Annotated in this window: 19 protein-coding genes; 13 read left to right on the forward strand and 6 right to left on the reverse strand. The window is 64.7% G+C overall.

The annotated features are described in order from the left end of the window. Positions 1–56: 56 nt before the first annotated feature. From H7U20_RS01060 to H7U20_RS01075, 4 genes are all read left to right on the forward strand, one after another. Entirely contained in the window at positions 57–2,429 is a 2,373-nt protein-coding gene (locus tag H7U20_RS01060) for a DNA polymerase II (protein ID WP_199517766.1), read from the forward strand. A 110-nt stretch (positions 2,430–2,539) separates the two neighbouring features. Then, a complete protein-coding gene (locus tag H7U20_RS01065) occupies positions 2,540–2,989 on the forward strand; it encodes a GNAT family N-acetyltransferase (protein WP_199517767.1) in 450 nt (149 codons plus the stop codon). A 148-nt stretch (positions 2,990–3,137) separates the two neighbouring features. Next, the gene (locus tag H7U20_RS01070; RefSeq protein ID WP_199517768.1) at positions 3,138–3,437 is read left to right on the forward strand and encodes a hypothetical protein; all 300 of its coding nucleotides are present in this window, start codon (positions 3,138–3,140) and stop codon (positions 3,435–3,437) included. A gap of 326 nt (positions 3,438–3,763) precedes the next feature. Then, positions 3,764–4,201 (forward strand): GNAT family N-acetyltransferase, encoded by a 438-nt coding sequence (locus H7U20_RS01075; protein WP_199517802.1) that lies wholly within the window; start codon positions 3,764–3,766, stop codon positions 4,199–4,201. Between the two features lie 78 nt (positions 4,202–4,279). Here the strand turns inward: H7U20_RS01075 and H7U20_RS01080 are convergent, their stop codons facing one another. Together H7U20_RS01080 and H7U20_RS01085 are read right to left on the reverse strand one after the other, a co-directional pair. Beyond that, positions 4,280–4,666, reverse strand: a complete 387-nt coding sequence (locus H7U20_RS01080; RefSeq protein ID WP_199517769.1) for a Gfo/Idh/MocA family oxidoreductase — start codon at positions 4,664–4,666, stop codon at positions 4,280–4,282. Between the two features lie 163 nt (positions 4,667–4,829). Beyond that, positions 4,830–5,675, reverse strand: a complete 846-nt coding sequence (locus H7U20_RS01085) for a hypothetical protein (RefSeq protein WP_199517770.1) — start codon at positions 5,673–5,675, stop codon at positions 4,830–4,832. 412 nt (positions 5,676–6,087) lie between these two features. Here H7U20_RS01085 and H7U20_RS01090 point away from each other — a divergent pair, with 412 nt between their 5' ends. From H7U20_RS01090 to H7U20_RS01100, 3 genes are read left to right on the forward strand one after another with little or no spacing between them, the layout of a single operon-like run. Then, positions 6,088–8,916, forward strand: a complete 2,829-nt coding sequence (locus H7U20_RS01090) for a xanthine dehydrogenase family protein molybdopterin-binding subunit (protein ID WP_199517771.1) — start codon at positions 6,088–6,090, stop codon at positions 8,914–8,916. After that, positions 8,913–9,464 carry a (2Fe-2S)-binding protein gene (locus H7U20_RS01095; protein ID WP_199517772.1) on the forward strand — a complete coding sequence of 184 codons (552 nt, stop codon included), beginning with the start codon at positions 8,913–8,915 and terminating at the stop codon, positions 9,462–9,464. Before H7U20_RS01090 ends, H7U20_RS01095 begins: the two co-directional genes overlap by 4 nt. Next, on the forward strand, positions 9,464–10,816 hold the full coding sequence (locus H7U20_RS01100; protein WP_199517803.1) for a c-type cytochrome: 1,353 nt from the start codon (positions 9,464–9,466) through the stop codon (positions 10,814–10,816). The genes H7U20_RS01095 and H7U20_RS01100 overlap by 1 nt, the downstream gene beginning before the upstream one ends. Before the next feature lie 122 nt (positions 10,817–10,938). On the opposite strand, the gene H7U20_RS01105 is transcribed toward H7U20_RS01100, so the two are convergent. The 3 genes from H7U20_RS01105 to ygfZ are packed head-to-tail and all read right to left on the reverse strand — an operon-like array spanning position 10,939 to position 13,038. Continuing rightward, a complete protein-coding gene (locus H7U20_RS01105; RefSeq protein WP_199517773.1) occupies positions 10,939–11,682 on the reverse strand; it encodes an NRDE family protein in 744 nt (247 codons plus the stop codon). Next, positions 11,673–11,963: a DUF4936 family protein gene (locus H7U20_RS01110; protein ID WP_199517774.1), complete on the reverse strand. Its 291-nt coding sequence runs from the start codon at positions 11,961–11,963 to the stop codon at positions 11,673–11,675. The genes H7U20_RS01105 and H7U20_RS01110 overlap by 10 nt, the downstream gene beginning before the upstream one ends. A 1-nt stretch (position 11,964) precedes the next feature. Next, positions 11,965–13,038 (reverse strand): CAF17-like 4Fe-4S cluster assembly/insertion protein YgfZ, encoded by a 1,074-nt coding sequence (ygfZ, locus tag H7U20_RS01115; RefSeq protein WP_199517775.1) that lies wholly within the window; start codon positions 13,036–13,038, stop codon positions 11,965–11,967. A 161-nt stretch (positions 13,039–13,199) separates the two neighbouring features. On the opposite strand from ygfZ, the gene mltG reads away from it, so the two are divergent. Genes mltG through H7U20_RS01140 form a run of 5 tightly spaced genes read left to right on the forward strand, consistent with a single transcriptional unit; the run spans position 13,200 to position 16,833 of the window. Beyond that, positions 13,200–14,186 (forward strand): endolytic transglycosylase MltG, encoded by a 987-nt coding sequence (gene mltG, locus H7U20_RS01120; RefSeq protein WP_199517776.1) that lies wholly within the window; start codon positions 13,200–13,202, stop codon positions 14,184–14,186. Positions 14,187–14,200: 14 nt separating this feature from the next. Continuing rightward, positions 14,201–14,833: a dTMP kinase gene (tmk, locus tag H7U20_RS01125; RefSeq protein WP_199517777.1), complete on the forward strand. Its 633-nt coding sequence runs from the start codon at positions 14,201–14,203 to the stop codon at positions 14,831–14,833. 10 nt (positions 14,834–14,843) lie between these two features. Next, the gene (locus H7U20_RS01130; RefSeq protein WP_199517778.1) at positions 14,844–15,881 is read left to right on the forward strand and encodes a DNA polymerase III subunit delta'; all 1,038 of its coding nucleotides are present in this window, start codon (positions 14,844–14,846) and stop codon (positions 15,879–15,881) included. A gap of 10 nt (positions 15,882–15,891) precedes the next feature. Continuing rightward, positions 15,892–16,269, forward strand: coding sequence for a PilZ domain-containing protein (locus H7U20_RS01135; protein ID WP_199517779.1), 378 nt, complete (start codon positions 15,892–15,894; stop codon positions 16,267–16,269). Between the two features lie 48 nt (positions 16,270–16,317). Beyond that, positions 16,318–16,833 carry a GNAT family N-acetyltransferase gene (locus tag H7U20_RS01140; RefSeq protein WP_199517780.1) on the forward strand — a complete coding sequence of 172 codons (516 nt, stop codon included), beginning with the start codon at positions 16,318–16,320 and terminating at the stop codon, positions 16,831–16,833. A gap of 15 nt (positions 16,834–16,848) precedes the next feature. Here the strand turns inward: H7U20_RS01140 and H7U20_RS01145 are convergent, their stop codons facing one another. Continuing rightward, the gene (locus tag H7U20_RS01145; RefSeq protein ID WP_199517781.1) at positions 16,849–17,259 is read right to left on the reverse strand and encodes a tellurite resistance TerB family protein; all 411 of its coding nucleotides are present in this window, start codon (positions 17,257–17,259) and stop codon (positions 16,849–16,851) included. A 122-nt stretch (positions 17,260–17,381) separates the two neighbouring features. Here H7U20_RS01145 and nhaR point away from each other — a divergent pair, with 122 nt between their 5' ends. Continuing rightward, positions 17,382–18,281 carry a transcriptional activator NhaR gene (gene nhaR / locus H7U20_RS01150; protein ID WP_199517782.1) on the forward strand — a complete coding sequence of 300 codons (900 nt, stop codon included), beginning with the start codon at positions 17,382–17,384 and terminating at the stop codon, positions 18,279–18,281. The last annotated feature ends 103 nt before the right edge of the window (positions 18,282–18,384 follow it).

Raw genomic sequence — 18,384 nt, forward strand, 5'->3', positions numbered from 1 at the left:
CGAGAAAGCATTGAACAAGCAATAATCAGCCCGAGCGGCGCTTTGAAGGTAGTACCTTGGATCAAACACAGCAGGGTTTCCTGGGTTTCCTGTTAACCCGGCACTGGCGCGACACGGCCGCCGGCACGGAGGTCGACTTCTGGCTGGCGACCGACGAGGGACCGCGCCACCTGCGCTTGCCGCCGCAGACCTCGGTGGCCTTCATCCCGGCCGAGCAGCGCGAACAGGCCGAGCTGGTGCTGCGCGGCGAGCGCCACTGCGAGCTGCGTCCGCTGGCCTTGAACGACTTCCAGCACCGCCCGGTGCTGGGCCTGTATTGCCGCCAGTACCGCGTGTTGATGAAGCTGGAGAAACGCCTGCGCGAACACGGCGTCGACGTCTACGAGGCCGACGTGCGGCCGCCCGAACGGTATCTGATGGAGCGCTTCATCACGGCGCCGGTGCGCTTTGACGGCGTGCCTGGCGCCAACGGCAAGGGGCCGCTGCTGGACGGTCAAATGCGTCCCTCGGCCGGCTACCGGCCGACGCTGCGGCTGGCCTCGCTGGACATTGAAACCACCGCCCACGGCGAGCTGTACTCGATCGCGCTGGAGGGCTGCGGCCAGCGCCAGGTCTACATGCTGGGGCCGGCCAACGCCGAGGCAGGCGAGCTCGACTTCGAACTGGAGTATTGCGACAGCCGCGCCCAGATGATCGAGCGCTTGAACAGCTGGATGGAGCGGCACGACCCGGACGCCATCATCGGCTGGAACCTGGTGCAGTTCGACCTGCGCGTGCTGCGCCAGCACGCCGAGCGCTACCACCTGCCGCTGCGTTTCGGCCGCGACGGCAGCGAAATGGAGTGGCGCGGACACGAGCAGCATTTCTTCGCCGCCGCCACCGGCCGCCTGATTATCGACGGCATCGAGGCGCTCAAGTCGGCGACCTGGCGTTTCCCCTCGTTCAGCCTGGAGCACGTCTCGCAGGCCCTGCTGGGCGAGGGCAAGTCGATCGACAATCCCTACGACCGCATGGCCGAAATCGACCGCCGCTTCGCCGAGGACAAGCCGGCGCTGGCGCGCTACAACCTGAAGGATTGCGAGCTGGTCACGCGCATCTTCGCCAAGACCGAGCTGCTGACCTTCCTGCTGGAACGGGCCAGCGTGACCGGCCTGGCCGTCGACCGCAGCGGCGGCTCGGTGGCCGCCTTCGAACACCTGTACATGCCGATGATGCACCGCCAGGGCTATGTGGCGCCGAACCTGGGCGACGTGGTCGGCGACAACAGTCCGGGCGGTTACGTGATGGAATCGCGTTCCGGCCTGTACGACTCGGTGCTGGTGCTCGACTACAAGAGCCTGTACCCCTCGATCATCCGCACCTTCCTGATCGACCCGGTCGGGCTGGTGGTCGGCACGGCCATGGCCGACCAGGCGGCGACGGTGCCGGGCTTTCGCGGCGGCCGCTTCGCGCGCGACAAGCATTGCCTGCCGGCCATCGTCAAGCAGATCTGGCAGGGCCGGGAGACGGCCAAGCGCGAGCACAACCAGCCTTTGTCGCAGGCCTTGAAGATCATCATGAACGCCTTCTACGGCGTGCTGGGGTCGGACGGTTGCCGCTTCTTCGACCCGCGGCTGGCCTCGTCGATCACCTTGCGCGGCCAGGAAATCATGCACCGCACGCGCGAGCTGATCGAAGGGCAGGGCCATCAGGTGATCTATGGCGACACGGACTCGACCTTTGTCTGGCTCGGCCACGCCCACGACGACGAGCAGGCCGGCAACATCGGCCGCGCGCTGGTGGCGCACGTCAACCAGTGGTGGAGCGGCCACCTGCGCGAGGAATTCGGCCTCGACAGCGCGCTGGAGTTGCAGTACGAAACGCACTACCGCCGCTTCCTGATGCCGACCATCCGCAATTCCGAGCTGGGCAGCAAGAAGCGCTATGCCGGCCTGATCGGCAAGCCGGACGGCACCGAGGAGATGATCTACAAGGGCCTGGAGACGGTGCGCAGCGATTGGACACCGCTGGCGCAGCGGTTCCAGCAGGCTTTGTACCTGCGCATTTTCAAGGGCGAGCCCTACCAGGATTACTTGCGCGACTATGTGCGGCGCACGGTGGCCGGCGAGTTCGATGAGCTGTTGGTGTATCGCAAGCGCTTGCGCCGGCCGCTGGAGGAGTACGAGCGCAACGTGCCGCCGCATGTGCGGGCGGCGCGTGTGGCCGACGAGTACAACCGGCGCCACGGGCGGCCGCAGCAATATCAGCGCGGTGGTTGGATACGCTATGTGATGACGACGGCGGGGCCGGAGCCGCTGGAGGTGCGCCGCGCGCCGATCGACTACGAGCACTATCTGACGCGGCAGTTGCAACCGGTGGCCGACGCCATCCTGCCTTTCCTGCGCGATGATTTCACCACGCTGACCAGCTTGCAGCAGAGCTTGTTCTAAGCGGTGAAGTCTCGGCGCCGACGTTCGCCTTGGCCCGCGTTGCGCGCCGCTTCCATCCACGGCGGATGGCGTGCGACAATCGTCGTTTCGCCATTCCTTGCCCTCGCACCATGACCAATTCAGCCAAGCACGACATCCGTTTCGGCAACTGGGACGCCCTGAGCGCCGACGCCAAACTCATCCGTTTCGAAGTGTTTGTCGATGAACAGAAGGTGCCGGCCGAGATCGAACTCGACGACATGGACGCCGTCTGCCTGCACGCGGTCGCCTACGATGCCGCCGGCTTGCCGATGGGCACCGGACGCTTGCTGCCGGACGGTCATATCGGCCGCATGGCGGTGCGCAAGGCGGCACGGGGCAGTGGGGTCGGGGGTGAGTTGTTGCAGGCCTTGATGGCGCAGGCCAAGGCGCGCGGCGACCGCCAGGTCGTGCTCAGCGCACAGACCCAGGCGGCGCCGTTTTACCAAGGGCACGGCTTCGTCGTCGATGGCGCCGAGTTCTTCGAGGTGGGCATCGCCCATATTCAGATGCAGCTGACTTTCAATTGGTCGAGCAAGTAATTCTTGAATTGTTATTCTCGATCGCTTATCATTAAAATGATTTTAGACAATGAAATATTTTCATGCGACCCTTACTTGTTTCTTGACTCGGTAGTTTGAAGTAAATAGGGGTAATACTAATTATCACGATCATGGGGGCAAAATGGCAATGATTTTTCTCGTCAAAGATGGTCCGCGCGGAAATGCAACCAGCGAGGGATGCTCGAAGCAGATTCAGGAAATTACAAACCGTATTGGAAACCGTGTATGTAAATTTCTTGGTACTGCAACACCTGCATTCAACGTAGCATCTCCGTCAGACGACTATCGGCGTGTCGTGGTTGAAGTTGGTACCGCAGACAACTTGAATAATAAATTCCAACAGATTGGATTTTATATTATCGATGACCTTGATGCGTCGCAGGCCGAGTTCTTACTCAAAAATGTTGACGATAATGGGAATGAATGATGAAATTTATTTCCAAGATAGCGATTGTTGCAAGAAGAGGAATCCCGTGAAATGCGTAATGATTGTCGCGGCCATCATTTGATGTACTCAACCTTTGTCGTTGCTGAGGAGGCGGTATCAGAACCGACGCAAAAGACAGATGCTCCGTATCGAATGTGCAGAAGCTAGAATATACACATGCTTCTGAAATTCGATACACGTACGGGCCAAGTTTGGTAAGTTCAATGGGGTGAAAGAATTGTCGTCTTATCATTCAGATTAACTTGAAAATATTGGCAGAAGGCAAGAGGGCCAATCGTCGTTTCGCCATTCCTTGCCTTCGCACCATGACCAATACAGCCAAGCACGACATCCGTTTCGGCAACTGGGACGCCCTGAGCGCCGACGCCAAACTCATCCGTTTCGAAGTGTTTGTCGATGAGCAGAAGGTGCCGGCGGAGATAGAACTCGATGACATGGATGCCGTCTGCCTGCACGCGGTCGCCTACGATGCCGCCGGCTTGCCGATGGGCACCGGACGCTTGCTGCCGGACGGTCATATCGGCCGCATGGCGGTGCGCAAGGCGGCACGGGGCAGTGGGGTCGGGGGGGAGTTGTTGCAGGCCTTGATGGCGCAGGCCAAGGCGCGCGGCGACCGCCAGGTCGTGCTCAGCGCACAGACCCAGGCGGCGCCGTTTTACCAAGGGCACGGTTTCGTCGTCGATGGCGCCGAGTTCTTCGAGGTGGGCATCGCCCATATTCAGATGCAGCTGACTTTCAATTAGTCGAGGGCGGAAGCTGATGTCCAGTATCCGGTCTGGCGCCGCATGGGTTCCCGCCTGCGCGGGAACGACGGGTATGTCTTAGTAGCCCGTCTTGCGGCCTTCGATGACGGGCAGGGCGTCGTCGCTGATCAGCGCCCAGATCAGCCGGGCGATGGTTTCCGAGGCGATGATGGTGTGGTGGTTGCCCGCCGCCGCCAGCTTGTGGCGCAATTCGTTGCGCACATCGGCCAAGCCGCTCAGCTCGAAGATGACGTCGAGCTTGTCGCCCAGCGCCACCAGGTCGTCCAGGTTGACCACCTGGATGCCGGCGGCGATGGCTTGGGCCTTGCCCGGCGTGTCCATCTTCTCCGCGACATAGGCGAGGTTGATGCCGCCGCTTTTCTTTTTCAGCATTTCGGTGAGGAACGCCGATCCTATGCGTCCAAGTCCAATGATGGCGATGTTTTGATTGTTCTGACTATTCATGGGTGTCTCCGGAAATAGCTGCGCTTACGGTGGGGGTGCGGCTGGGCTGTATTTGCTGTTGCCTGCCGGTAAAGTATAAGCGCGATATTTATCTTCCCACAATAACTATTCCGGATTACAACTTTCGGCGGAAAAACGGCGGTGGCTGGCCCGGGCCGGGCGGCTATTTGGTCCGGCCGGCGACGCTGCCGTAACCGCTTTCGCAACTGCAGGGGCTGTCCGGCTCCAGCGGATACAGCAGGCTGCAGGTGCCGGACCGGGTGACGCAGCTGGAGCCCAATTTGACCTGTTTGGCGGCCTGGGGCGCGGGTCGGGGTGTGTTGCGCAGGGCCTCCAGATCGATCGGGGCGAACTGGCTGAGGGTGGCGCGCTTGTTGACTTCGCCGTCACCGGCGCCGGGCTTGTCGGCGGGCTTGGCGGCGTCGGCCGGGGCCGGGCGCGTGAGCTTGCGCTCCAGAATGTCGCCGGTGCGCGGGTTCAGCCGCTGCCACTCGCGCACGCCGTTCTCCCACTGCCGCTCGCGCACCACGTTGCCGTTGGCGTCATAGCTGTCCTGCTGCTGGTACTGGCCCAGGCCGCGCATCTTGCCGGTTTGCTCGGCGTGGGCCAAGCCGAGGAAGGGCAGGCCGAGAATGGACAGCCCGAGACCGCCCGTCTCGCTCTTGGGAAAGGGGAACCACTGGGTGAACTTGCCGAACTCGACGAAGATGTCGCCCTCGTCGAACACCGAAAAGCGCACCTCCACCGTGCCGTCGCTGCGCCGGATCGGCACGGGGAAGGCGGCCACCGGCTGCTTGTTGAAGTACTTCTTGAACAACTCGACGTTGAGCCGCTCGGACTCCGTCTTGGGCAGCCTGGCCAGCGCGGTGTAGATATCCAGCCCGCCGTTGATGAGCGCCGGCAGCACCACCAACACGCCGGTGAGACCAATCAGCCAGGCCTTGATCCGCTCGAATCCGCTGGCGGGCGCGCCCGCTTGGGCACTGGCGTGTGTCGCAATTTTGGCCATGACGATCTCCCCCGCCCAATAGGAAGGGCGGTAGGCACACGATAGCCCCGCCAGCGGGGCGGCCAAGGGAATCGCATACGGTGTTTGATTTTCCACAAATCCGGCCAGGCCCGTGGCATACCGGTGGCATACCCGGTATATGCGTACGGCTATGGGGTGGGCCATGCCTTGCGGTGATAATGCGGCGCCTCTTCAGTGTCGGCCACCTTGCCGTCCGCCAATTCCGTTCCTGACGAACGGGCGCCGTTGTTTATCCACTCGGATTTCTTCCATATTGTTGACGCCACCATGTAGCTCTGTTCCACTGATGTGGTAACGGAGACAGGACGGTGACGGCCGCACACGGTGGGAATGCTGGTGTAGGCTGGCATTCACAAGAAGCGCATAAGCTCATTCATCGGGAGTGTTACAAATGAAAGCAGAACTTTCGCGCCGCAATTTCCTCAAAGCCGGCTTGGTCGCCGGGGTATCGGTCTACATCGCGCCCTTGGGCGGCAAGGCCTTCGCCTCCTTGTTCGAGGAGAATATCCTCACCCCCATCGACTGGAACAGCAAGACCGGCCAGGTCAAATTCCGTATCGACGGCATCGCCAAAGTCACCGGCGGCAAGGTCTTCGCCCGCGACATCCGTTCGCGCGACATGCCGCACTGGCCGCAACAACAGTCGCACGCCTTCATTCTGCGCGCCACCAAGGCCGACCGCAGCTTCGAGGGCATCGACCTGGCCCTGCTCGGCGACGACCTCAAGCCGGACCGCATGGTCACCGCCGAGGACCTGGAGAAGGACGGCGTCGCCTTCCCTGCCTTCTACGGCGCCGACATGTTGCTGCCCGTAGGCAAGGTTCCGGCTTATCTGGGTCACGCCGTCGCCATCCTGATCTACCACGACTTCGCCCGTTTCCGCTTCGCCAAGGATGCGCTGCAGTTCAAGGAGGGCGTGCTGCGCTACGGCGCCCAAGTGCCGTTCGCCGAACGCGATCCCTGGGGCACTTTCCGCTTCGTCCGCGTCGGCGGCGCCACCTCGGCCGACGACGACGCCTTCTCCAGCCTGAAGGACGCGATGGTCTTCCCCAGTATGATGCGCAAGCAGCAGCCGGTGTGGCCGGACGGCGTCGAACACGGCAAGCTGGGCGAGCAGGGCATGTTCCACGCCAACAAGATCAAGACCGAGCTGGACCAGCCGCCGGCCGACTGGCTGGTGCTGGAGCGCGACTACAACACCCAGTCGGTCGACACGGCCGCGCTGGAGCCGGACAACGCCAACTGCTGGTACGACGCGGCCAACCAGGCGCTACACATGGTGGTGGCTAGCCAGTCGCCCAAGGAAGTGGCCGAGAGCGCCGTCGAAATGATGAAGAAGGGCAAGTTTCCGCTCAAGAAACTGTTCCTCCATCCCTGCTACACGGTGGGTTACGGCTCCAAGGACCATTACAACTTTCCCTTCTACGGCCTGGCCACGGCCCTGTACGCGGACGGCAAGCCGGTGCGCCTGGCCAACGACCGCTACGAGCAGTTCCAGTCCTCGATCAAGCGGCACGCCTTCAAGATGCATTACCGCATCGCCGTCGACCGTAAGAGCGGCATGTTGCAGTCCTTCCAGGGCAGCTTCGAGGCCAACGGCGGCGGCCGCAGCAACTTCTCGCCCTCGGTGGCGATGGTCGCGGCCACCGCCGCCCAGTCGATCTACTATTTCCCGAAGAGCGACTTGGCCGCCGTCGCCATCGCCTCGCGCGCCATCGACGCCGGCTCGGCGCGCGGCTACGGCACCTTGCAGAGCATGGCCGCGACCGAGATGATGATCGACGAGTTCGCCGCCAAGCTGGGGCTGGACCCCATCGAGTTCCGTCTGAAGAACGCGCTGCTCTCGGGCATGAAGAACAGCCAGGGCGCGATTCCGGCGGGCGCGATCCGGGTCGACGAGGTCTTGCAGAAAGCCAAGCTGCATCCGCTGTGGACCGGCCGCGCCGTGAAAAAGGCGCAGTTCGAGACCGCCCATCCGGGCCAGCGCTACGGCGTCGGCTTCGCCTGCGTGCAAAAAGACTTCGGCACCGGGGCGGAAAGTTCCTTCGCCAAGGTGCAGATCGACGCCGACGGCAAGATCCACCTGAGCCACAGCGGCACCGAGATCGGCACCGGCATGTCCACCTCGCAGGCGATCGCCTGCGCCAAGTGGCTGGGCAAGCCGGCCGGCGAAGTGCTGACCGCGATCATCGACTGGGACGACCTGCCGGTCGAGAGCAGCGGCGATCCCTACATCATGAGCCAGGCCGAGCAGGACAAACTGTCGGCCAATCCGCGCTGGTCGCCCACTTACTGCTCGCCGGCCAGCGCGACCAATTCGGCCTTCTACTTCACCCACAGCACGCGCGAAGCGGCGCGGGTGGTGTTCATGCACGGCCTGTGGCCGGCGGCGATGGCGATCTGGAGCCAGGGCATCGGCGGCGGCCAGGCGGCCTCGCTGGTGGTGCGGGTGGAGGACGCCCGCTGGGTCGAGGGCAAGCTGTCGGCCGGCGGCCTGGAGGCGCTGCCGTTCCAGCAACTGGTGGCCAAGGCGCACGAGCTGGGCCTGGTGACGGGCGCCACCGTGCACGTGTTCAACCGCTGGCGCTGGACCGAAGCCGAGTTCGACATCGCTGGCGCTGCTACGCAAACGTTGCCGGTGGACGGTTTGTCGCTGCGTTATGGCGACGGCGCCAACGCCGGCCAGAAGGCCAAGATGAACACCGCCGGCGGCTACCACGTGCTCAACCGCAAGCGGGTGTTCATTCCGCCGGTGCAGCGCAACAACGCCACCGTCACCTATTACAGCGCGGTCGGCACCCTGGTCGAGCTGGCGGTGCACGAGGCCAGCGGCAAGGTCAGCTTGCTGAGCCACCACTCGATCATGGAGTGCGGCAACATGCTGTCGCCACAATTGGTGTCCAGCCAGCTGCAGGGCGGCTTGGCGATGGGCATCGGCCACGCCTTGCTGGAATACCTGCCGTTGTACGAGGACGGCCCCGGCGACGGCACCTGGAACTTCAACCGTTACCAGCTGCCGCGCGCGACGGATGTGGCCGTCTGGAAGCAGACTGCCGACATCCTGCCGCCCCTGACCGACACCGATCCGCCCAAAGGCATCGCCGAGGTGGTGATGATTCCCGTCGTCGGCGCCATCGTCAACGGCATCGCCCACGCCATCGGCCACCGCTTCACCGACTTGCCGGTGAGCCCACAACACATTCAGGAGGTGCTGGCATGAGCCTCACGACCAAACCCATCACGCTGCACATCAACGGCAAGCCGGTCGGCCCGCTGCCCGTCCCCGAGGGCGTGATGATGATCGATTTCCTGCACGAGTACCTGGACCTGACCGGCTCGCGCCTTGGCTGCGGCCAGGGTGCTTGCCGCGCCTGCGTGGTGATCCTGGACAAGCCCGACGGCAGCAGCGAGGAGGTGCGCTCCTGCATCACCGGCGCCCACTACTTCGAAGGCAAGCAGGTGCGCACCATCGAGGGCCATGCCAAGCGCAACGACAAGGGCGAGGTGGTGTCGCTGTCGCCGATCCAGCAAAAATTCCTGGAACATTACAGTTTCCAGTGCGGTTACTGCACGCCCGGCTTCGTCAACGCCGCCACCGTGCTGCTGGAACGGTTGAAGCGCGTGCCGATCGCCCGCGACCAGGTCGAGCTGACCATCACCGAAGGGCTGAACGGACATATTTGCCGATGTACCGGTTACGTGCGCTACTTCGAGGCGGTCAAGGAAGTCGTCTTGACGACACCAGGACTGGTGAAGGAGCCGACATGATGCGCCTCTTCGCTAGCAAGCGCCTGCCGGCGCTGAGCGCCTTGACCCTCGGCATCGGCGCCGTGTTGGCTGCGGCCTGGCTGTCCGGCTGCGGCGAGCGGGCCGACGCGGCCGACAACGCCACCCAAGGCGCCAGCCAGACCGCCGGCCAGAACGCGGCGGCGGCAGGCGGCCAAAACGCCGGCGCCAACGCCGTCACGGCGGCCGCCGATCAGATCGGCCGTGGCCGTTATCTGGCCAGGGCGGCCGACTGCGCCGCCTGCCACACCACCGGCACCGGCGCGCCGTTCGCCGGCGGCGTCGAGTTGAAGTCGCCGTTCGGCACCTTCTACGGCAGCAACATCACTTCGGACAAGGAGCACGGCATCGGCAAATGGAGCGCCGCCGAGTTCTATACGGCGCTGCACGACGGCGTCACGCCGGACAAGCACCTGTATCCGGCGATGCCCTACACCTCCTACCGCACCTTGACGCGCGAGGACAGCGACGCCATCTACGCCTACCTGATGCAGAGCAAGCCGTATGCCGTCGCCAACAAGCCGCACGATCTGAGCTTCCCGTTCAACTTGCGCTTCGGTGTGCGTTTCTGGAATATGGTTTTCCTGAAGGACAGCTTGCCCGACGCCTCGACCGGGCAGTCGCCCAGCTGGCAGCGCGGCCGCTACCTGGCCAACAGCCTGGGCCATTGCGCCGAATGCCACACGCCGCGCGGCGTGGCCGGCCAGCTCGACCTGAAACGCACGCTCAACGGCAACGTGCTGGCGCGCATCGGCGCGCCGGACATCTCGCCGGCCGGCCTGTCGGCGGCCGGCTGGACGGCGCCGGATCTGGCGTCCTTCCTGGCCACCGGCGTGGCGCCGCAGGGCTCGGCCTATGGCGAAATGTTCCCGGTGGTACATCTGAGCACCCAGCATTTGAAGTCGGACGATGTGACGGCGCTGACCACCTATTTGCTGGGCGATACGCCGTTGGCGGCGCAGCCGATGAAACCCGTGGCGGCCAGCGGCGCGGCCATCGACGCCGGCAAGCGCAGTTATATCGCCGTGTGCGCCGGCTGCCATGCCGTCGACGGCGCCGGCAAGCCGCACGTGGCGGTGGCGATGAAGGCCAACACCACCGTGCGCGCGGCCGACCCGCACAATCTGATCGCGGTGACCTTGGACGGCATCGAGGCGCAGCATTTCGGCGCCAAGGAGAGCATGCAGGATATGCCTGGTTTCGCCGGCAAGCTGGGCGATAAGGAGATTGCCGACCTGGCCAATTTCCTGCGCACCAGCTGGGGCGGCCAGCCGGCCAATGTCAGCGAGGCGCAGGTCAAACAGTTGCGGGAGGAGGGTGGCGGGCATCATTGATTTGATGCTCGGCGGCCAAGGCGCCGGCGGTTGCAAAACCACCCAAAGGCATAGAGCCGGGGTCAGACCCCGCGGGGTCTGACCCCAGCCTTACGCCGGTGGGTTTTCTTGACCAGGCCCCGTTACTGGATCAACACTTCGTGCAGCTCGGCCGGGGCCTCGGCGTACAGTTTGACCACGGTCGAGGTGCGCGTGCCGTAGCCCGGCGTTTCGATGCGCACCGCCGACAAGACCCGTTCCAGATCGATCGGCACGCCGGTTTCCGGCAGGCGCATGTCGGGCGCCAGGGTGGTATCGGACAACATTTCAAAATAGGCGTCGTCGGGCGCGCCCAGGCACAGCAGACTGGCGAACTGGGCCTTGGTCTTCAAGACCTTCGGCCACGGCGCGTCGAGCAGCGCGTTGGACAGGCCATAGACGCCCGGCTCCAGCGGCAGGCCGTTGCGCGGGTCGCCCTGGCCCTTGTTGGAGAACCAGATCAAGGTGTCGCGGTCGGCCAGCACCAGGTTGAAGCCGTTGTAGGCCTCGCTGCCGGCGCGGATAGCCTCCACGTATTCCTGCGGCGTCATGGTGCCGGCCAGATAGTCGGCCACCAGATGGCCGCGCGAGGGCGCGTCCGGCTTGTGCTCGGCCGGCGCGCGGATGTTGGTGATGGCGGCGAAGCGCGACGGCTGTTCGGCCGCTTCGCCCTGGCTGATACCCATCCAGCTGCCGCCGGCCTTCAGGTCGCGGCCGGCGTAGATCCGCGGCTGATCCGGCCAGGCGGCGGCCGGCGCGGTGGCGCGCTCATAGAACTCGTCGCGGTTGGCGGCGGCCACCAGCGGAATGGCCGGGATGACCTTCCAGGCGAAAACGATCAAACACATGAGATGACATCCGTAAAGACTTCGGTATGGCGCGGGCCGGCGATCCAGGCGGACAGCCCGGCTTGTTCGACGGCGGCCTCCAGCGCGGCCGGGAAACCGGCCGGCGCGGCCGGGTAGACCTCCATCCAGGTTTGCCGGCCGTCCTTGGCTTGCGGCCGCCGCTTCAGCTGGGCGGCAACGCCGTGGCGCTGCGCCAGGCCGGCCTGCATGGCCGTGACGGCGCCTTGCAGGGCGGCCGTGTCGGCTTCGCCCACCTGGTAATAAATGTACAGGTCGGCCATATCAGAGGTCGAGCGCGTCCAGCACATACGGCATGGCGAGGAACTGCAATGGGGTACCGCCGGCAGAACCCAGGCGCACGGCGCCCTCGGCGACGCCGGCGTCGATCGCCGCCAGCTTCATCTCGACCAGCGCGTCGACACCGCCGGCACCGTTCGGCGCGGCGTTGACGACCATGCCGCACGGCTGCTCGGGGTCGGCCGTGGCGAACACCTCGGCACCCGGCACGGCGGCCCGGTCGGCGATGCTGACCAAGGTGGTGCGGCGCTTCAGCTTGCCCAAATATTGGCTACGGGCGACGATCTCCTGGCCCGGATAGCAACCCTTCTTGAAGTTGACGCCGCCCAGCAGCTCGTAGTTGACCATCTGCGGTACGAACTGTTCCTGCGTGCCGGCGCCGATCTGCGGCACGCCGGCGTGGATTTCGGACAGATGCCAGGCGTCGTTGCCGCCCACGGCCAGGCGCTCGGCCAGCAGCGGCCAGACGGTGGCGGCGGTGGCGCTCGACGTCAGCCACTGGTAGCGCGGCGCGCCGAACACGTCGGCGACGCGCAGCAGCGCGCCCAGCGGGTGGTCGATGCGGCTGTACGGCTGCGCCGGCAGAACGTCGAACCAGGTGCGCAGCAGCGCCTCGACGGCGGCGCCGCCCAGTCCCAGCACCACCTCGTTGGCGGGCAGGGCGGTGGCGTCGCTGAGTTTGGTCTTGGCGCGCAGCACGAACATTTGCAGGCGTTTTTGCAGCGGCGCCTGGATGGTGCGTGGCAGTTGCAAATAGATGGTCTCGGCGTCGCGCCACAGCAGGAAGCTGGCCAGCAGCCGGCCCTTGGGCGAGCAGTAGCCGGCCAGGCGCACTTGCTCCGCGTTCAGATGTTCGACGTCGTTGGTCAACTGGCTGTGCAGGAAGCTGGCCGATTCCTCGCCGTTCAGCGCGATCAGGCCCAGGTCGGTGACGGGGGCGGCGAAACCGGCGGCGAGTTCGGTGGCGCTGAGCGCGCGGCCGAAGTCCAGCACCTGATCCGGCGCCTGCTCGGCGCGGCGCGCACCCTGCGCGTCCAAAAGTTGATTCCAAGTATTCATAATTTCCAATAATTTGACGATTAAAGCATTATCATTACGGGTTCATTATAGTGATGTCGCGCAAATCGCGTCGGACGCGGCCAAAAACCGTATCGTGTTCGGCTGGCCTAGCCTGCATTTCTGGTCCACACTGGTGGATAACCACTTGGCTTGTTTGAGAGATGGCTTTCATAAAAAAAATCATAGTTAGCGGCATGATCGTTGCAGTGGCGGCGGGTGGCTATTTTGCCTATTGGGCGATGGACCCGATCACCACCGAAGAGCCGGCCATCGAATTCGCCATCACCCCCGGCAGCGGCGCCCACGCCGCCGGCCAACAAATCGCCGAGGCCGGCGTGCCGATCGAACCGCTGCTGTTCAATCTGCTGGCCCGCCTCACCGCCAAGAGCGGCAAGCTGAAGGCCGGCGCCTACGAGCTGAAACCCGGCACCACGCCGCTGCGCCTGATCGAGCAACTGGTGCGCGGCGAGTTCGCCCAGGAATCGCTGACCATCATCGAGGGCTGGACCTTCCGCCAGATGCGCCAGGCGATGGCGGCGCACAAGGGCCTCAAGCATGATACCGTCGCCCTGTCCGACAAGGAGTTGATGGCGCGCATAACTTCCGAGTATAAATTGCCGGAAGGACTCTTTTTCCCCGACACCTATCTGTTCGCCAAGGGCGCCAGCGACCTGCAAATCTTCCGCCAGGCGCACAGCATGCTGATCAACCGGCTCAACGAGGCCTGGGCCAAGCGCGACCCGGCGCTGCCCTACAAAACGCCGTACGAGGCGCTGGTGATGGCCTCCATCGTCGAGAAGGAAACCGGGCAAAAGTCCGAGCGCGGCATGATCGCCGGCGTCTTCGTCAACCGGCTCAAGCTGGGCATGCTGTTGCAGACCGATCCGACGGTGATCTACGGCATGGGCGCCAGGTACGAGGGCAAGATCCGCAAACGCGACCTGGAAACGGACACCCCTTACAATACCTACACGCGCAGCGGCCTGCCGCCGACGCCGATCGCCTTGCCGGGTGTGCAGTCGCTGACGGCGGCGCTGGCGCCGGCCAAGACGCCGGCCCTGTATTTCGTCTCGCGCGGCAACGGCACCAGCCAGTTTTCCGACAATCTGACCGACCACAACCGGGCAGTGAACCAATTCCAACGATAGGCAATCCAGTTTTCATGACACAACAACGCGGCAAATTCATCAGCTTCGAAGGCATCGACGGGGCCGGCAAGTCGACCCATATCGGCTTCGTGGCGCAATTCCTGCAAACCCAGGGGGGCGTGGCCATGGAGCTGGTCACCACCCGCGAGCCGGGCGGCACGCCGCTGGGCGAAAAGCTGCGCGACCTGCTGCTGCACGAAAAGATGCACCTGGAAACCGAGGCGCTGCTGATGTTCGCCAGCCGCCGCGAGCACATCGCCCAGGTGATCGAGCCGGCGTTGGCGCGCGGCGCCTGGGTCATCTCCGACCGCTTCACCGACGCCAGCTTCGCCTACCAGGGCGGCGGCCGCGGCATGGACCGCGCCAAGATGGAGGCGCTGGAGCAGTGGGTCCACCCGCATCTGCAGCCCGACCTGACCTTCCTGTTCGACCTGCCGCTGGAAGTGGCCCGCGCCCGCCTCGACGCCACCCGCTCGCTCGACAAGTTCGAGCAGGAGCAGGCCGACTTCTTCGCCGCCACGCGGCAGGAATACCTGCGCCGCGCCGCCCAGTTCCCGCAACGTTTCCGCGTCATCGACTCGACCCAGGACATCGCCGCGATCCAGTTGCAGTTGAGCGGGATTCTGCAAGCGGAACTTTCAGCATAGAATACTACTGATGAGCAATTCAATTTATCCTTGGCAAGAATCGTCCTGGCAGCAGCTGCAACTGCTGCGCCAGCGCATGCCGCACGCCATCCTGTTCCATGGCGCCGCCGGGATAGGCAAGTCAGACTTCATCGAACGCTTCGCTCAGGGCCTGCTGTGCGAGGCCGTGCTGCCCACCGGCCACGCTTGCGGCCAGTGCGCCTCCTGCGGCTGGTTCACCCAGCACAACCATCCCGACTACCGCCGCGTGCGCCCCGAGGCGCTGGAGGACGAACCGCCGGCCGACGGCGAGGAGGGCGGCGACGCCGAGGCCAAGAAGACCGCCAAATCGACCAAGGCGCCGTCGAACGAGATCAAGATCGAGCAGATCCGCAATCTGGCCGATTTCATGAACATCTCCACCCACCGCCAAGGCTTGCGGGTGGTGGTGCTGTATCCGGCCGAGGCGCTCAACATGCCGGCCTCGAACGCGCTGCTGAAAACCTTGGAGGAGCCGCCGCCGGGCACCGTCTTCCTGCTCGCCTCGAACAGCCTGGACCGGCTGCTGCCGACCATCCTGTCGCGTTGCCGCAAGTTCGCCCTGCCGATGCCCAGCCACGCCGAGGCGCTGGCCTGGCTCAAGGCGCAGGGCGTGGCCGACGCCGACAGCTGGCTGCGCGAGCAAGGCGGCGCGCCGCTGGCGGCGATGGCCCAGGCCGAGACGGGCAACCGCGACGACATGGACGCGTTGTTGCAGTTGCTGGCCCACCCGAGCATCGAAGGCGCGCTGAAAACGGCGGAAAAACTGCAAAAAGTGCCCCTGTCGGCGCAAGTTTCCTGGATGCAGCGCTGGCTTTACGACCTGTTTTCCTACAAACTGGCAGGCAGCGTGCGCTATTACCCCCGTTACCAGCGCGAGCTGGCCAGCCTGGCCGACAAGATCCATATCAGCCGCCTGCTGGCCGCCATCAAGAGCGGCAACGAGCGTCGCGCCACGGCCGACCACCCCTTGTCGCCCAAGTTGTTCATCGAAGACATGCTGCTCGACTACACGGCCTGCTGCGCCTGAAAGGGACGACATGAGCGCCAGCCCCTCCGACCCGATCACCGCGCCCGTGGCGCGGCCGACGGTGCTGTCGCTGGCGATCAAGGAAAAGGCCGCGCTGTACGCCGCCTACATGCCGTTTTTGAAGAACGGCGGCATGTTCGTTCCGACCCAGAAGCCCTACAAGATCGGCGACGAAATCTATCTGATCCTGGCGCTGATGGACGACGTCAACAAATACCCGATCGCCGGCAAGGTCGCCTGGATCACGCCACCCGGCGCGCACAACAACAAGGCGCAGGGTATCGGCGTGCATTTCCCCGACGACGACAGCGGCATCCGCACCCGGCTGCGCATCGAGGAGATCCTCGGCGCCGCGCTGCGTTCCTCCCGGGCTACCCACACCCTGTAGCCGTTCTCCGCCCGACCCCACTTCTTCTTTCCCGCATTTTCCGCCTATATGACCGCTTTCCGCCACCGCAACGCCACGCTCGACGACCTGCCCACCATCGTCGCCATTTACAACAGCACCGTCGCCTCGCGCGAAGTCACCGCCGACACCGAGCCGGTCTCGCTCGAATCGCGCCTGGCCTGGTTCCACGAGCACACGCCGGAACGCCGCCCGCTGTGGATCATCGAGGCCGACGACGACGCGGCCGCGCCGACAACGCTGGGCTGGATTTCCTATTCGAACTTCTACGGCCGCCCGGCCTACTCGGGCACGGCGGAAATTTCCGTCTACATCGCCGAGGTCGCGCGCGGCAAGGGCATCGGCCGCTACTGCCTGGAGCAGGCGATCGCCCACGCGCCCAGCATCCAGGTGCACACCTTGCTCGGCTTTATCTTCGGCCATAACGCGCCCAGCCTGGGCCTGTTCAGCAAGTACGGCTTCGCCACCTGGGCCAATCTGCCCAAGGTGGCCAACCTGGACGGCATCGAGCGCGACCTCATCATCCTGGGCAAGCGCGTCGCCTGAGTTCGCCTTCCGGCCTTAAGCCGAGCGGCGTGGCCGGTCGCTGAAGTTCGATTCGGCCGACCACACCGTGTTGGCGCGCGACAAGAGGATCGCCTCGGCGTCGGCCAGCCAACCGTCGGCGTCGGCGATGCGCCACATCGCCTGCAGCAGATGGCGGCGCAGATCGGGTTCGCGGATCTCGTCGAGCAGGCTGTCGATCAGCGCCTGGTCCAGTTGCACGGCGCCATGGACGACGGTTTGCAGCATGTCGTCGCACAAGTCCTGCAACAACTGCTCGAAGCCGGCCACGTCGAGCGCGATGTAGGGCAGGATCTTGCTGCGCTCCAGCGCCCGCAGTTCGGACGGCGTCAAATTTCCGTCGACCACCATCGCCAGCGCAAGAATCCGTCCCGCCGCTTGTGGACTGTTTGTTTGGTATGCGCGCATTGCCGCTACTCCCTTGAAAAGTTTTCGTCGAAACCGACGGAAAACAGTCTAAGCCCAAGCGCCGCAAAAGAATAATCGATTAATATTGCACAATACATCGATTTTTTGGAGCTATCGGCGGCATGTCCTCACTCAACTACAAGCACTTGCGCTACTTCTGGATGGTCGCCAAGGCGGGCAGCATCGCCCGCGCGGCGCAGCAGTTGCATCTGACGCCGCAGTCGATTTCCGGCCAGTTGAGCGAGTTCGCCGACACGCTCGGCGTCGAGCTGTTCCGCCGCAGCGGCCGCAACCTGGAGTTGACCGACACCGGCCGCAGCATCCTGCGCCACGCCGAGGATATCTTCAAGGCCGGCGACGAGTTGCTCGACATCGTGCGCGACCAGTCGCCGACGGCGACCATGTCCTTCCGCGTCGGCTGCGCCGATTCGGTGTCGAAAACCATCGCCTGCCGCCTGGTGCAACCGGCGCTGGCGATGGCCGAAGCGCCCCGGCTGATCTGTCGCGAAGGCCGCCTGGCCAGCCTGCTGGCCGATCTGGCGGTGCACCGGCTCGACATGATCATCGCCGACCGGCCCATGCCCAGCCACCTGAGCGTGCGCGGCTACAACCACCTGCTGGGCGAAAGCGGCCTGACCGTGTTCGCCAGCGCCGCGCTGGCGGCCGGCCTGGTCGGCGACTTCCCCGCCTGCCTGCACCGGGCGCCGATCCTGTTGCCGGGCGAGGACTTCGCCATCCGCCACCGACTGCTGGCCTGGCTCGAAAGCCATGCGCTGCGGCCCCGCGTGGTCGGCGAGTTCGACGACAGCGCGATGATGAAGGCCTTCGGCCAATCCGGCGCCGGCCTGTTTTTCGCGCCCAGCGTGATCGCCGCCCATGTCTGCGCGCAATACGGCGTCGTCCAGTTGGGCGTGGTGCCGACCTTGCTGGAACAGGTCTACGCCATCACCACGGAACGGCGCATGAGCCATCCGGCCACGCTGGCGATCAGCCAGGCGGCGCGACGCGAGGTGTTCGTCTAGCGCGGGCGGCGGGCTGGCCGATGGCAGCGAAATCAATCGGGCCGGCGAGAGCACCCTGGCCAGGGCGACCAGCGTCGGCGGCCCGTCGCAGGGTACAATTACG

It is taken from the genome of Rugamonas violacea (assembly GCF_016461825.1).
GTDB lineage: Bacteria > Pseudomonadota > Gammaproteobacteria > Burkholderiales > Burkholderiaceae_D > Rugamonas.